The 14912-nt window shown below is 37.4% G+C and carries 13 protein-coding genes; all 13 read left to right on the top strand.

Going from position 1 to position 14912, the window contains the following annotated elements:
* Window positions 1–247: 247 nt before the first annotated feature.
* On the top strand, window positions 248–1003 hold the full coding sequence (locus V6R96_RS16525; protein WP_336379611.1) for a hypothetical protein: 756 nt from the start codon (window positions 248–250) through the stop codon (window positions 1001–1003).
* Between the two features lie 19 nt (window positions 1004–1022).
* Complete coding sequence (locus V6R96_RS16520) at window positions 1023–1754, top strand: hypothetical protein (protein WP_336379610.1); 732 nt, start codon at window positions 1023–1025, stop codon at window positions 1752–1754.
* A gap of 15 nt (window positions 1755–1769) precedes the next feature.
* The gene (locus tag V6R96_RS16515; protein WP_336379609.1) at window positions 1770–2498 is read left to right on the top strand and encodes a hypothetical protein; all 729 of its coding nucleotides are present in this window, start codon (window positions 1770–1772) and stop codon (window positions 2496–2498) included.
* Between the two features lie 1024 nt (window positions 2499–3522).
* On the top strand, window positions 3523–3819 hold the full coding sequence (locus V6R96_RS16510; RefSeq protein ID WP_336379608.1) for a hypothetical protein: 297 nt from the start codon (window positions 3523–3525) through the stop codon (window positions 3817–3819).
* An 868-nt stretch (window positions 3820–4687) separates the two neighbouring features.
* Entirely contained in the window at window positions 4688–6061 is a 1374-nt protein-coding gene (locus V6R96_RS16505) for an aldehyde dehydrogenase family protein (RefSeq protein WP_336379607.1), read from the top strand.
* 2 nt (window positions 6062–6063) lie between these two features.
* On the top strand, window positions 6064–6591 hold the full coding sequence (locus V6R96_RS16500; RefSeq protein ID WP_336379606.1) for a class I SAM-dependent methyltransferase: 528 nt from the start codon (window positions 6064–6066) through the stop codon (window positions 6589–6591).
* A 10-nt stretch (window positions 6592–6601) separates the two neighbouring features.
* Window positions 6602–6958, top strand: coding sequence for a DoxX family protein (locus V6R96_RS16495; RefSeq protein WP_336379605.1), 357 nt, complete (start codon window positions 6602–6604; stop codon window positions 6956–6958).
* A 122-nt stretch (window positions 6959–7080) separates the two neighbouring features.
* A complete protein-coding gene (locus tag V6R96_RS16490) occupies window positions 7081–7401 on the top strand; it encodes a hypothetical protein (RefSeq protein WP_336379604.1) in 321 nt (106 codons plus the stop codon).
* Between the two features lie 65 nt (window positions 7402–7466).
* Window positions 7467–8141 carry a potassium channel family protein gene (locus tag V6R96_RS16485; RefSeq protein WP_336379603.1) on the top strand — a complete coding sequence of 225 codons (675 nt, stop codon included), beginning with the start codon at window positions 7467–7469 and terminating at the stop codon, window positions 8139–8141.
* 72 nt (window positions 8142–8213) lie between these two features.
* Entirely contained in the window at window positions 8214–9164 is a 951-nt protein-coding gene (locus tag V6R96_RS16480; RefSeq protein WP_336379602.1) for a bestrophin family ion channel, read from the top strand.
* Between the two features lie 19 nt (window positions 9165–9183).
* Window positions 9184–9921, top strand: a complete 738-nt coding sequence (locus V6R96_RS16475) for a hypothetical protein (RefSeq protein ID WP_336379601.1) — start codon at window positions 9184–9186, stop codon at window positions 9919–9921.
* A gap of 487 nt (window positions 9922–10408) precedes the next feature.
* Window positions 10409–14233, top strand: a complete 3825-nt coding sequence (locus V6R96_RS16470; RefSeq protein ID WP_336379600.1) for a hypothetical protein — start codon at window positions 10409–10411, stop codon at window positions 14231–14233.
* A 74-nt stretch (window positions 14234–14307) separates the two neighbouring features.
* Window positions 14308–14835 carry a hypothetical protein gene (locus V6R96_RS16465; RefSeq protein ID WP_336379599.1) on the top strand — a complete coding sequence of 176 codons (528 nt, stop codon included), beginning with the start codon at window positions 14308–14310 and terminating at the stop codon, window positions 14833–14835.
* The last annotated feature ends 77 nt before the right edge of the window (window positions 14836–14912 follow it).

The raw sequence follows: 14912 nt of genomic DNA, 5'->3' as shown, positions 1-14912 counted from the left end.
TTATATTTCAACACGCCATATAAATCAAATACCTTTACGATATAAAAATTGTAATCGGAATCTTTACAGTACGAAGTCTCTTAAAAAAAAACAAATCTTTACAGCTTTAAAATGAAGTACTTTCTACTGATGGAGAGGGGATTTACTATGATGATTCCTATAATCTAAGAGCAAATATAATTAAGAAAATAAATATTTAGACACTAAAACGAAATAATGATAAAAGTATTAACTAATCCCATGAACGATGAAAAAAATTAAGCACTATTGTTATGTCTTTGCTCTCATAACAGGAATTGCCGCGCAGGGTCAGGTAGGAGTTGGCACAGCTACTCCCCACCCATCTTCCATATTAGATTTAAATGCTTCTAACAAAGGATTGCTGTTACCAAGAGTAGCTTTAACGTCAACGTCAGATATTACAACGGTCCCCAATCCTGCAAAGGGACTGCTTGTGTATGCCACTCAAAATTCAGGAACCGGCATTACGGCAATACAAAGAGATACATTGTATAGGTTTGATGGCACCAGGTGGAGAGCCCTTACTACCAGAGAAAAATTTATTTCCAATGAGATTCCCAAAATTGTTGCTGTAGGACGAAAAACTACGGAAGAGGGATGTGTTGGCGATACTAATGGATCATTTAACCTAAACGAAAGGAGCAGTACTTTAATAACTGCAACAGGAGCTTTTACTCCTCCCCAGACTGGATACTATATGTTTTCGGTAGGGTTAGTTCAGTTAATGAATTCTAACCCCAGTCAGAATTTCAATATAAGTCCATACATACAGGCTCCAAACTTAGCTACTTATTCTTATACGTATAGAGGGACGGCAGGTGGAGCTCGGAGTCAGCGTGCATCTGTTTTAGGAGTTGTTTATTTAACACAAGGAGTACCTACTCAAGGTTTCAAATGGTTTTTCGGAACTAATACCTGTCCTGCTGATGGTAGAATTCAGGGACAGGAAGTGATCTGGGAATATTTGGGTAATCCTTTATAACTATAATTTAATTAAAAACATGAGAAAAGTATATTTTTTAATACTCTGTCTTTTTCTTTCTACTGAACAGTTAATAAGCCAGATTGGTATAGGTACTGCCGCTCCCGCACAATCATCGATCCTGGAGATGTCTTCTGCAAATAAAGGTTTTTTACTTACCAGGATACCCTTGATATCAAAAACTGATATCACTACAGTTGCCAATCCATCTATGGGAATGCTGGTTCTAGCATCGCAAAGCTCAGGGGTTGGTGAAAACGCGATTTATGAAGGGCGATTGTATAAATTCAATGGAACCGGTTGGGATGAAATGGTGGAAGAGGGAGAAATCGCTTCGGGAAGTTTATACCCAGAACTGGTAGCAGTAGGAAAGAAAACGACCAATACGAGTTGTACAAATGCCTCTAGCGGTAACTTCCAGTTAACAGCTCTTACGAATATTAAAACGACGATCAAAGCCGACGGTTCGATAACAGCTTATAAAACGGGGTATTACATATGGAGTGTCAGTCTTAGGCAATTCATGCTGCAATCGGCTTACAGCCCTTTCCTGCTTCCGGGAATGCTCAATTATTCATTCAAGGATGGTACGGCAACAACAAGAGCCTGGCAGACTACCGTGTTTACAGGGTCGGTTTATTTACAGTTGGGGCAAGAATCAAAACCTTTCCAATGGAATTTGGGAGGAACCTGCGTAGCACTGGATCAGATAGGAGCACAATTAGTTACTTGGCAATATATAGGACAATAGATAATATAGATTACAATGAAAAAACAGATATTTTGTTTACTAATAGTTTTTTTTACCATAACGATTGATGGGCAAATGGGAATAGGAACGGCTACACCTGCTCCCTCTTCAATATTGGAATTATCATCATCCGATAAGGCATTGTTGCTTCCCAGGATATCGCTTACCTCGACTACAGATATTACCACGATAACCAATCCGGTTAAAGGATTGTTGGTGTATAACCTTTCCACCTCAGGTACAGGAACGGGTATGGTATACAAGGATTTAATTTATTTATATGATGGGGTTTCATGGCAGGCATTAATGGATTATAAGTTGGCAACGAGTACAATCAATTTACCAGTGTTATATTCAAGAGGTCAGAAAACAACTCTCAATACTTCTTGTACAGGATTGTCATCAGGACTATTTGATCTTGATTTTAGAGATGATAATTTGAATGCAAACGGAAGCATCGTAGCGGACAGGGATGGATTTTATAAATTTACAGCACATATTGTTCAATACTTTCAATTGGAATTCTTACCCTTATTGATTACCCCTTCTAATTTATTCAGCTATGCTTTTCGGGGAGCTGCGGGATATCAAGACAGAGAAATCGCGACTTCCGGAGTAATATATTTACAAAAAGGACAGGCGAGTGCAGGTTTTACCTGGGTATTAGGTGGAACTTTTGTATGCAACAGTACTCACAGAATCAGGGAACAAGGGGTTATCTGGACCTATCTGGGAGATTTATAATGTATATAGAAAACAGGCAGTTTCTATAGCCTACAAAAGCCCGTGGAGTTAATATTGAATAAGGTTATTGCGATTGCCAGGTTAAAATTATTACTAGTGGTAGTAAATGCAATAATAGTAATGTTGAAAGGGCATCGAGGTTCACTATGACTCTTTCCAAATAGTTTAAGGAGACGTTTATTTATTAACGTCTCCATTTTTTTGTATTCTGTGCCTTGATTTTCTGATTCATAAAGAATGTAAAAGTTCGGGTCACAAATTTTTATGGGCATAAAAAAAGGAGACAACTATTAAATAGTGTCTCCTTAAGTGAGCTTGGCAGGACTATCATCGAACCGGTTGTTAGTTGATTTAAACTGGATTTTGCGTATATTTACTTGAAATACAATATTTTACAAAATTTTAAAAACAGTTCGAATCCTGTTGAGATAAGGTGAAAGGTATGAGTTTTCGAACCTTTTCATTTTAATATTATTTTTTTTAGAAGATATCTCGTTGATAATTAGCTATTTAGGTAACAGGTGATCCAGTTCGAATCCTGTAACCATAAGCATTAGCTTCCTAATCACTTCATAAAAGTTACAATTTTTGAATAAAATAGAGTTGGCAATTAACCAACTCTATTTTGTTTTATTGAATTTGTTTGAAATATTTGTAATAGGAAGGGATTCGAACCCTCGAACCCTTTTTTAAAATCAAATGAAGGCATAGAAAACACAGTTTCGAATTTATTGCTATATATTGCAGTAAATTTTATAAATATCTGAAAAACAACATTAAATGGGTTTGGTGTGAAGGTGTTGAATCCCACGTTCTCTGCTGAAGAAAGTAAGAAGAGTACTTCTGTATTTTGTAAGGCTAATTTATCAGTAAAATTTCTGTGACTAAAGGAACAATAAAAGCAGACCGGTAGCCATTGCAAAAAACTACAGAATTGGATAAAAGAAATTCTGAATACCTAACAACTTCCGAAAAATTCACCATATAAATATCAATTCCAATGTTGATTTTTGTATAATAACATTTGGATAAATATAGAATGGCGGTACATGATGTAAAAGGTAAAGTTATTTTGATCGTTGATGGGGGTAAAAACCTTGGTCGATTATTAAGCAGAAGAGCAAAACTGGTAGTGCATTACAATAGCGAAAGCTCAAAGGCGGAAAGCGAAAAAACGTTGGCAGAAGTTCAAGCCTTAGGTGTCGAAGCATTTTTGTATCAGAGCGATCTGACAAAAGTTAAAAATGTAAGCAGGTTAACTGAGGGGTGGTGGATCACGGGACAAACTATTTTTACCAACGGCGGTTATACAACCAGATAATTGATTAAAAACCAGCTATTCAAAAAATAACAGCTGGTTTTTTCATTTTCAAAATACAATTCACCCGTAAGAGGATAATTTTGGACAACGATATTAAACTCTTGAAATGATTTGCACCACAGATGAGATGATGATAAGGTAATAGGCAGAATAACAAGGAATAAGTATATATGAATAATCAGTAAAATATTGATAATTTGAACTTAAATAAATTCCGGGATATATTTTATTTCAGATTCTAAAAAATGATTATGGATGCATTTTCTCATATTAGAGTTATTATAAGTATGATTTTGGGCTTTGGAGTAGCTCAATTATTGAAAAATGTAGTAAAATTGATAGATCATCCCAGGAAAAGAAAATCTATTTATTGGTTACATTTATGCTGGGTATTTTATATTTTTATTCTGATTGTTCTTTTTTGGTGGTGGGAACATCGGCTTGAAACTGTTCAACATTGGAATTTTTTGAGCTATTTGTTTTTAATTATCTATACCACATTATACTATATACTATGTGTACTGATTTTCCCGGATAATATAGATGAATACAAAGGCTATAAGGACTACTTTTTTTCCAGAAAAAATTGGTTTTTCTTATTTCAGATACTTCTTTTTGTGATAGATTTCGGGGATTCTCTTTTAAAAGGTAAGGCCTATTTTCAATCACTTCACTGGACCTATCCGGTGAGAAATATACTGCATATTGCTCTTTGCTGTCTCGGAATCAAATCATCAAATGAAAAAGTACAAACCGGTCTTTTCTTTATTTTGTTTGCTTTTGATATTTTATTCATAGCGCAAAATTATTTATACTGAATTCTGAATTTTATGAGAGAAACTTATAGTAAATACAAAACAACACACTTATGAACAAATACCAATCACTTTTCGACACACAAAAAGAATTCTTCTACACCGATGTTTCCAAAACCTACCAATGGCGGATGGATCAGCTCAACAGGTTGGAGAAAATGCTTCTTGAAAATCAGGAAACATTTTGCCAGGCTCTAAAAACGGATTTCAACAAACCGCCTTTTGAACAGTTGTTTGAAATTACAGTGCCATTGGGAAATATCAAATATTATAAAGAAAACCTTAAACAATTAATGGTTCCCGAGGCTGTTGCCATACCAAAAGGATTGGAGGAAACCGGAAACAAAGGCATTATTTACAAAGAACCTTTTGGCGTAACCTTGGTTATAGGCCCGTTTAATGCTCCTATCTTATTACTCCTTGATCCTGCCATTGCAGCTTTGGCAGCCGGGAATCCCGTTATTCTGAAACCCGCTAATACAACACCTACAGTTGCTGCACTCTTTCAGGAGCTTATCCCAAAATATTTTGAACCTGAAGCTGTAAATATTGTTACCGGGGGACGAGAAGAAATTACGGCGTTATTGGAGCTGCCTTTCGACTTTATTTTCTTTACAGGAAGTTCTGCGGTAGGAAAAGTCGTTATGAGAGCTGCTGCTGAAAACCTTACACCCATAGTTTTGGAATTGGGTGGTCAAAATCCGACTGTGGTAGATGAAACTGCAAATCTTGACATTGCGGTTGACCGTATTGTTTGGGGACATATGGCGATTTCCGGACAGTGGTGCATTGCCCCCGGTTATGTATATGTTCATGAGAGTATTGCCGATGAATTTCTTGATAAGCTGAAAGCCTCTGTTGTAAAAATGTATGGTGAAGACCCAAGTTTAAGCCCCGACTTTGCAAGAATGATAAGTGAACATGATACCGAAAGGGTAGCCTCTTATATCATCCCCGAAAAAGTAATTTTAGGGGGAAGATTTGATGTAAAATCAAGATATGTAGAACCGACCATTTTATACCCGAGCACCTGGGAAGATCCTGCAATGCAGCAGGAGATTTTCGGGCCTGTATTCCCTATTTTAGTATATAAGGATTTAAAGGAAATTGTAGAAATCATCAAACGCAAACCAAAATCTCTGGCAGCTTATTTCTTTAGTAAAAATCAACAGAACATAGATTATTTCTTAAATTCGGTTTCTTTCGGCGGTGGCTGTATCAACCAGACCAATTTGCATTGCTGGATAGACAGTCTGCCTTTCGGTGGCGTTGGTTATGCCGGGATGGGCAAGTATTATGGCAAAGCAGGTTTCGATGCATTGAGCAATACAAAAGCCATGCTGATAGGAAATCCTGATTTGGAACTGGATGTTTTTCCACCGTATGAAGGGAAAGATATTGCAAAAAATTTAAGCATATTTGAGTAAAAATGAAACAAAAGGAAGCTATCCATTTGATTGAAAAGTCAATTCTAAATTCTAATAAACCTCAGGTTTGGGCAGATTTAGGTTGTGGCAGTGGTACTTTTACCAGCGCCTTGGCTCATTTGTTACCAAATGGAAGCCATATTTACGCAGTGGATAATCAATCGCAGAACTTTCCCAAATCATTAGGCAATAATGTTTCTGTTGATTTTATAAAAGCTGATTTTGGAGACTCTGATTTTAACTTTTCAAATCTCAATGGGATTTTAATGGCAAACTCACTGCATTATATAAAAGATAAAGTGCTGCTAATTAATCGTTTGGAGAAATATCTGTCAGCAGATAAAAAATTTGTTATCATAGAATATGATACCGCCATTGCCAATCAATGGGTTCCTTATCCAATTCATTTTTTAAAACTGAAAGAACTGTTTACTAACCTGGGGTATTTAAAAATTATTAAATTAGGTGAACAGCAATCAATATTCGGACAAGGCAACCTGTATTCTGCGACCGTCGGTATAAACCATTAAAAAATGAAATATGATCCTAAAAATTATTAATTCCGTATTAATGCTTGTCGCCATATTTATGGGCCTGAAACAAGGATGGGCAATGCTTTCGGGCAAACAGGAGATGATAGCAATGTTTAGCAAATGGAATATCAGTAAAACAGGTTTAATGATTATTGGAGTAATAACGATGCTAAGTGCTTTGCTCATTATTTTTCCGAAAACTTTTGTTTGGGGAAACTTCTTGATGGCAGCCGGCATTTTATTGATCATCAGCTTTCATTTGCTTGATCGAGATTTGAAAGGCGTGGCAATAGAATTACCTTTTCTATTGCTGAACCTGGCCATTATCTATTTTCAACACCCACTGAAAGACGGGTTATTATAAACAGTCAATTTTCAATAATGAAAGCATTAGTTATTACAACCTTTGCGGTTTGCTTTTCACTCACAGCGTGTGGACAGTCAAAAACTCAGAAGATAGAAACAACAATTAAAAAAGCACAAAAAATGGACACAAACAAACTTACAAATGAAACTGTAAGAACAGCTTTTGATGCCTGGCAAACCGGCGACACCAAAACCTTTCTTTCTTTTTTCACTCCTGATGCCACGATGACCGATGATGGAAATCCACGGAATTTCCAAAGCTTTGTAAAAGAGGCTTGCGGAAAAGAAATTTTTCTGACAATTGATACCGTTGAAAATGAAGGGAAAAATATCAAAGGAAATTTTAAAGCAGGGAATTGGGGTACTTTTCCTGTGTTTTTTAAATTCCATCAGAATATTGAAGGAAAGTTTGACAGGCTGGACATCGGACAGGAAAAGTAAAACGTTATTGCCACATTCACAATAAAAAATATCTGTTGCATTGATGAAAAAGCTCTTAAAAACTAATGGATGAAGTAAATAAAACCATTGCTGCTTTGCAAAAATACAAGTACGAGTTTTTGCTCTTTGCACTTGCACAGCACCTGTTTATAGGCATTTTTTTAACCGACCTTGATTTTTATACTCGGGTTGTCTGGCCGCTAAATATGCTGATACTGGGAGTAGGAAGTATTTTTATGTTTACAGGCAAACATAGTTGGAGGCATTGGTTTAGAAATATCCATTTCGTAGTTGTTTTACTGTTGCCCATTGGGATTCCGTTTTGCAAAGATATATCCTGGTATTTCACTTTTCTCAATATCAATTATGTGATTTTCTTTGCGTTCCTGTTTTCAGAATTGCTAAAGTTCTTAATAAAACCAGGGTACATTAATAGCGATATTATTTCAGCATCGGTGTGCGGCTATTTTTTATTAATTGAAATCTCAGTTTTTTTATTACAATCGTTTGAGGATTATAACCCATTGTCTTTTAAGGGTGTAGATACTTCATCATCAGCAAGTATTTTTATTGATCTGGTATATTTTTGCTCTATAACCTTTACCAGCATCGGCTTTGGCGATATTACACCAGGTACACATACTACCAAATTAATTGCTGCTTTTATTGGCATTCTAGGACAGTTTTATACAGTAGTTCTGGTTGGTATTCTTATCAGCAAATTTTCCTCAAAAAATTAAATCAATATGAATATAAGTTCGCATTACAAACTCAGGCATTTTATTCCCTGGACAAGGGTCAAAATTTATAAAATGTTAATATTAAGTATAATTCCGACGATACTGTTTTATTTTCTTGATTGGAAGTGGCTGGCGATTCCGTGGGTTCCGGTGGCTTTGTTGGGAACAGCGACAGCATTCATTTCCGGATTCAAAAATACCCAGACCTATAACCGTACCTGGGAAGCGCGACAGATTTATGGTGCTATTATCAATAACAGCCGTGCTTTTGGGATTATGATAAAAGATTTTATCCGTTCAGAGGACAAAGTTCTTGAAAAACAACTGCATCAGGAGATTATTTACCGTCATTTTGCGTGGCTTACAGCATTACGTTTTCAGCTTAGAGAAATTAAAAGCTGGGAAAACATAAAAATAAAAAGCTACAACCGTGAATATCTTCAATATTACAAAGTCCCGGAATGGGAAAGTAGTCTGGATGAAGAACTGACGGGACTTCTCAGTGAAGAAGAGCGCCAACACATTTTATCAACAAAAAACCGGGCAACGCAAATTGTAGCCTTACAATCTTCTCAGTTAAAAAAACTGAATGAAGAAGATAAAATATCGGCCTACAATTATGTTGCTCTGGAAAATCAGCTAAAAGAACTTTATGACCAACAGGGGAAATGTGAGCGTATTAAAAACTTTCCCTATCCAAGGCAGTTTTCGAGCATCAATTTGTATTTTACCAATGCCTTATGCCTGTTAATGCCTTTAGGTTTCATAGGCGAATTCTCCAAGTTGACGGAAAAATTCGGGGAAAACATCATTTGGCTTGTTATTCCCTTTAGTGTATTGCTGGGATGGGTATTTTTAGTTCTGGAGCAGATCGGAGAAAGTACGGAAAACCCATTTGAAGGAAATGCCAACGATATTCCTATAACACAGATAAGCAGGAATATAGAAATTGACCTTCGTGAAATGTTGGGCGAAAAAGATTTGCCACCGGCAATTGTCGCACAGAATAATATTTTAATGTAAATAAAAATACAAGCAAATTATGGAACATTTAGAAACCGTTAGAAAATGGTATCCCAAGGCGTTAACTTCTATTGATACTGTTAACCGGCTATTAGACACAATTGAAAAGCATATTGGCTTAAAACCAAACCAATTAATGCACGCAGACAGTATGTGCTGTGACGATGTAAATGCTATACAATATCCACCAAGAGCTTATGAAATGCTGGGACCGTTCCATTTGGGAGGGCTTGACGGTTTTCCTTTTGCCGGAATTACCGGAATGAATGCCTTTGCACATCATGTTCCGGAAGATGGTGCGGTAATTATATTTTATGCACCACATATCGGCGTTACAAAAGATGGTACTATAGGGGAAATAGGCAGAATAGGGCAGAGTGGTAACTCGGCGTGTTGTGGAGCTGCTAAAGGAGCATTGGGAAAACTCTCTGCGGGACGGATCATTGAAGGAAATGTTACTTCACTGGACTTTCAGATGAATACCATTGAGCAGATTTTCCTTCATCAGAAAGACCGGATCCTGAATGCAGAAAATCAAATATTTGAGGCTACGGAGGTTATGTATGAAGCTATTGATGAAAGAATAGAGGTGTTGGTGAAAGAAACCAATTATCCTTGTAAATATGTTGTTTTGGTGGGTGCTGTTTTTATCAATGGAGATAAGGATATGGGATCTTTCTGTCAGTATAAGAAATTCGATTATATTGATCTGGAAACACAGGAACGGAACAGCCTTATGGAAGAGTATTATCAATAAATAAAGGAAGAATTTAATTTTTTAAATCAGCCCTTTTATCTCAAATATGTATAAATAATCCTGGCATAAGCTGGGATTCTCTGTTTGTAAAGTATACCATTACGATGTGGATACTAGTTTTTAGTTATTATTTAAGGTACTTAAAATATCCTTTAAATTATTTTTTATTAATTAATTGATAATCAGTTATTCTTTTAAAATTGCCCATAGATTTTTTTGATAATATTATTGTGTCTTTTTCCGTAATTCTCACTTACCTTCTTTTCTTTTCCAAATTTTAAGCTATAAATTTTACAATATTTTGTGGACTTACAAATGTATTCTCTCCCCAAAAAAAAAGATTATTTAATAAAAAATGGATTGGTCTTTCAGAACAGAGTATACGAAAGAAAAACTCTCATAGTGGTTCAGCGTAGCTCATCTCCAAATCATAAATAATAATCAATTAAGAATGTTGGATAAAGGATAAAAACTAAAAACTAAAAATATGCTGAATCTTAATCAATTAAAGCAAAAAGGAAATACCTTTTGCAAGCATCTTATGATGCTGATAGCTTTAGCAGGAAGTATAACCGTATTTTCTCAAGATGCTGCGGTAACTCCTACTAATGATGACACCAAAGTTGCCTGGCGTACAGGCGGTGGCGGTGGAACCACTATTTTTGGGACAGTAACTGCTGTGGCAGTTGTTGGTAATTGGGGGACTACGCTTTCTCAAATTACTGATTCAAACACAAGCAATTCTGGCTTTTCATCACATTCTGTTGCTTCAACTTTGGGTACAGACATAACGTCAACAGTAAAACTAAGCGATGGTAAAACTTATGGAACAAGTCCATTTACAGGGTATAGAATTGGTGTAGTGGCAAACAGAGCTATTACAGGAGGTTTTACCCCGACAATTGGTCTTACTGGTACCAACAATGTCATTATTACAACATACCTTGGAGGTGTTGTGCAAGAAACTTCTCCTGCTCAGAATTGGACACTGGGAGCTTCTTCTATGGATGCTGGTTTTTATGTACATAAACCTTTTGATGAAGTGCGTATAATACAAAATGGGCGGGTAACCAATGTAGGTGGTACCGCCACGGCAACTCTTGGTGTTAATTATGTGTATTTGCAGCGTTACACCCGTACAGGTGGTGGTTTTGATACAACAGGAGAAAAAGTTGTCACTTGTAATGCCCAGATACCGCTTACAGGTAAAGGGGTAACGGGTTCTGGGGCGGCTGTTGTATTTGTACCGCCTTCTCCTGTTCCTATTGTTGTTCCGGCAACTCTCTGGCCGGGGTTAGCCCCTGCTCTGGAAGATGAGAAACCCAATACACATGGTACAATTCCTTTTATTAGTGCGGGTCTGGCTGTGTATTCCGGTAGATTAAAAGATGAAGGTGTGGTATATCCTGCAGGTACTTTTGGCGGTGGTGTTTACCAGTTGAATGCCATATCCGGAGGGTTGAATGTAACAAAAACACTCAGGTTTTATTTGAATGGTTCCCAACAAGGGCCGGATGTGGTGAGTCAAGAGTTTCTAAGTGCCTCGGCCAGCGGAAGTCTCTTGACTGTGGGTGCTGTATCTTCGCTTCCTTTCGATTCCATTGAATTTGAAATCTCTTTGAACTTATCTGCAGCTTTAGGCCTGCTCGAAATCTATTATCCAATAGTGCAGCGTTTTTGTGATGCAAACATTACCTGTGGTGCGCCGGTAAGTCTTATTTCAGGAGAGCTTACCCCGGGGGGTGCACAAAACCACCCTGTCTATGCAAAAGCAATTGGTACTAGTATACTTACAGCTTCTCTCGGAAATCCAGGCATCAATAACGTACAAAATGTGTTAGATACTGATTTGAATAATTATGCAGAAATAGGTGCTGCCACAGGAGCGTCGTTATATTCCAATTATGGTATCTCAGTTATTTCGCGACAGGTGTTGGATGCCAGTGATCCTGGGCATATTAAATATGGTTATCCTAAAGGTACTTTTGCTGGTTTTGAGATTCAGGACGATAGCTTTGCGACAGCAAGTGCAGCTAAAAATTTTATCATCAGTACTTATAAAGAAGGAGTCATTCAGGATACTTACAATACTCTTAATGTAGCATCGGGAAGCCTATTCACCCCCAATAATGGGAAGTACATTATTGGGATGAGAACCACTAAAGATTTTGATGAGATAAGAATTACAGTAGAATTACTGGCAGGTGCTTCGGCAGGCTCCAGCACAAAAGTCTACCGTGCGGTGATAGAAAAGTTTTGTCCTTCAGCAGCCCAGGTTTGTAATGTGTCTACAGATCTCAAAAGACCAGCTTATCCTGTATTTATAGATGCAGCAAACACTGGCGTTGAAGGTCTTGCAACAGGAAATACTTATTTTGAAGATTTAAACAATATTGTTGCCAACACTAGCCAGCCAGCTAAATTATATACTGCGGCAGGAGCTGTAACCAACGCTTCTGTAGCTGTACAAGACGGTAGTAAAGGTATTGGAGTTCCGGGAGATGCCACTTATGAACTGTATCCTGCCGGCACTTTTGCTGGTTTTGATGTAGCATTTCCTACACTTGCAGCAGCAGAATTGGCGGGAAGCACGATTACGATTATGACATTAAAAGCAGATGGAAGTGTTGCGGACTCTGCGGTAATGAATTCCAGTTTCTTTGGTTTGCATACTTCTATTCTTAATGGGACCAGTAATCGTCAGATATTGGGTTTTGCTTCCAGCCAACCATTCACCGGGGTTAAACTTACCGTAAACAAAGCTTTAAGTGCTAATGCAGGTGTTTTAGAAATTTATTCGGCAGTAATTCAGAGATTCTGTACTACACCTGTCATCAAATGTGATGAAATTGAAAACATAAGCGTTCCTAAGTATCCGTTGTATGTTAACGGCGCAAGAACAGGAGTAACTGCTTTTGTGGATGGAAATAGTTCTATCAGTCTTTCTCAGAATGCCATAGATGCGGATCCAAACAGTTATGCAACAATGCAACTTGGTGCGGGTGCAGGCTCAGGATTAGGTTTCAGTGTAGCTAATGGTTTTGGTGATTTCCCTAAAGATACATATATTGGATTTGACATTGCAACATTAGATATAGCGCAGGCTAGTGCTTTTGAAACAAATAATATAGAATTGTACAAGGATGGTATTCTGGTACAAACCAGTACGGGTACCCAGCTTGCCGGCGGATTAAGTACAGCAGCGGTTTCAGGAGGATTTCAGCGTTTGATAATAGGAACAGTAGCTCATGTTCCATTTGATGAAGTACGTTATGTGATAACCCGTTTTGCCGGTGCTTCCGCTGGTGAGATCAGAATCTTCAATGTAGTAGCAAGAGACTTCAGTCCAACTTCTAGCACAACGTGTCCGTTGGTTTTACAATGTGATGGCACGTATGTGCTTACCAACGGACCTACGACTATTACTTCTCCAACAATTCCTGCGGTAATAGAATATGCTAATACAGGATATGAAGGTTTAGCAACAGCAGGATATGGTATTGACAATGTTTGGAATGCTGTAAGCCAGGATCCATTGGATTATGCAACGATACATTTACCTGCATCCGCTGGTGTTACAGGCTCTATCTCTGTAGCGATACCTAAAGTGACTTTGCCGCCGGGCACATTTGCAGGGTTTACGGTGGACAAACAGAACTTTCCTTTTTCCGGTGGTTTTTTACCCAATGTTATGGTAAGTACATATTTAAATGGTGTACTCAGAGAGCAGAGAAGTGGTGGAGCTTTGATAGATTTTTCTTTCTTCACACAATGGTTTGGTACCAATCCAAACATATATACACCGGGCTTCCAAACAACATTATCGTTTGATGAAGTGAAGATTTCTATTGGAAGTGTCGCTTCATTAGGAGACCAGACATTGAGGGTATATTCTGCCTATATTGATACAAGAACATCAGTAGTAACGATACCTGGTGACGGTTACACTCCTATTGTTTGTAGCAATGGTGCCTGCTATAAACCCGGAGCTATTGCTACAGCTGGAAATCCTGCTCTGATCAGTAAGGTAGGAATGACTTCATTACTAAGAGTCGGAACACAAAATTCAGACAATTGGCCGGCAGCTCGTACTGGCGCCTGGTTAGTTTTAGAGGCAAGAACAAAAGGTTTTGTTGTTAATAGAATGGCGTTTAATTCCTCTGGAAATCCTGTTGGAATTCCGGTTGCTGATTTTGTTGAAGGAATGATTGTTTATGATACGACTAACAAATGTTTAAAGATATATACTACTCAAAATGGGGGAAGTACATTTGCATGGTTCTGTATCAGCACACAAGCATGTCCTGATTAATAATACTTTTTGAGAACCTGAATAGCAATATTTTGATTTTCAGGTTCTTAATTTTCACTAAAATTAAAATTAAAATGTTTAAAAATATAATAATAATAGCTGGGTTTCTAACGGGTGCATTTTTACAAGCACAAATAGGAATAAGTAGAGAAAGCGTAACCAATGGCTCTGTTTCATTGCAGTTCGGAGATAACGAAAATAAGGGACTTCTTCTCCCTTATGTAACAGATAAAACAGGGATTACTGAGAACGGGACTATACTTTTTGACACTTCAGATAATAAAGTAAAATATTTAAAAGATGTAAATACATGGTTTGATCTGAGCGTTGATACAACAGGGATTGCAGATTTGAGTATTCAAGCAATTGATAGAGTAGAGCAACCGGGAGCAAAGGTTTGTATCAGTCCGACCTTAGGAGGAACAGATACTACGCAAGGAATATTGGTTTTGGCCGATGATAACAAAGCCATGGTTTTGCCTAAAGTTGCCAATCCGCATTTGAATATTATCAGTCCTTCTGCTGGAATGATAGTATATGATACCATAAAAAAACAATTGGCTGTTTATAATGGTACTGTCTGGAGTTTTTGGAAGCCTTAGAGTGGACGAGATTATATCCTCAACAAAGTAGTTGATAATAAATAAAAACAGCTTATCCCATAAAGAGATAAGCTGTT

The sequence above is a fragment of the Chryseobacterium sp. CCNWLW53 genome, from assembly GCF_037083525.1.
Lineage (GTDB): Bacteria > Bacteroidota > Bacteroidia > Flavobacteriales > Weeksellaceae > Chryseobacterium > Chryseobacterium lathyri.
The sequence above is the reverse complement of the archived record's forward strand: the minus strand, read 5'-3'. Positions and strand labels throughout refer to the sequence as shown.

What these genes read in the sequence shown, in the direction of transcription:
- V6R96_RS16465 (WP_336379599.1), top strand. Translation starts at nt 14,308, where the DNA reads ATGTTTAAAAATATAATAATAATAGCTGGGTTTCTAACGGGTGCATTT.
- V6R96_RS16520 (WP_336379610.1), top strand. Translation starts at nt 1,023, where the DNA reads ATGAGAAAAGTATATTTTTTAATACTCTGTCTTTTTCTTTCTACTGAA.
- V6R96_RS16470 (WP_336379600.1), top strand. Translation starts at nt 10,409, where the DNA reads ATGCTGAATCTTAATCAATTAAAGCAAAAAGGAAATACCTTTTGCAAG.
- V6R96_RS16475 (WP_336379601.1), top strand. Translation starts at nt 9,184, where the DNA reads ATGGAACATTTAGAAACCGTTAGAAAATGGTATCCCAAGGCGTTAACT.
- V6R96_RS16500 (WP_336379606.1), top strand. Translation starts at nt 6,064, where the DNA reads ATGAAACAAAAGGAAGCTATCCATTTGATTGAAAAGTCAATTCTAAAT.
- V6R96_RS16525 (WP_336379611.1), top strand. Translation starts at nt 248, where the DNA reads ATGAAAAAAATTAAGCACTATTGTTATGTCTTTGCTCTCATAACAGGA.
- V6R96_RS16495 (WP_336379605.1), top strand. Translation starts at nt 6,602, where the DNA reads ATGATCCTAAAAATTATTAATTCCGTATTAATGCTTGTCGCCATATTT.
- V6R96_RS16515 (WP_336379609.1), top strand. Translation starts at nt 1,770, where the DNA reads ATGAAAAAACAGATATTTTGTTTACTAATAGTTTTTTTTACCATAACG.
- V6R96_RS16505 (WP_336379607.1), top strand. Translation starts at nt 4,688, where the DNA reads ATGAACAAATACCAATCACTTTTCGACACACAAAAAGAATTCTTCTAC.
- V6R96_RS16480 (WP_336379602.1), top strand. Translation starts at nt 8,214, where the DNA reads ATGTTAATATTAAGTATAATTCCGACGATACTGTTTTATTTTCTTGAT.
- V6R96_RS16485 (WP_336379603.1), top strand. Translation starts at nt 7,467, where the DNA reads ATGGATGAAGTAAATAAAACCATTGCTGCTTTGCAAAAATACAAGTAC.
- V6R96_RS16490 (WP_336379604.1), top strand. Translation starts at nt 7,081, where the DNA reads ATGGACACAAACAAACTTACAAATGAAACTGTAAGAACAGCTTTTGAT.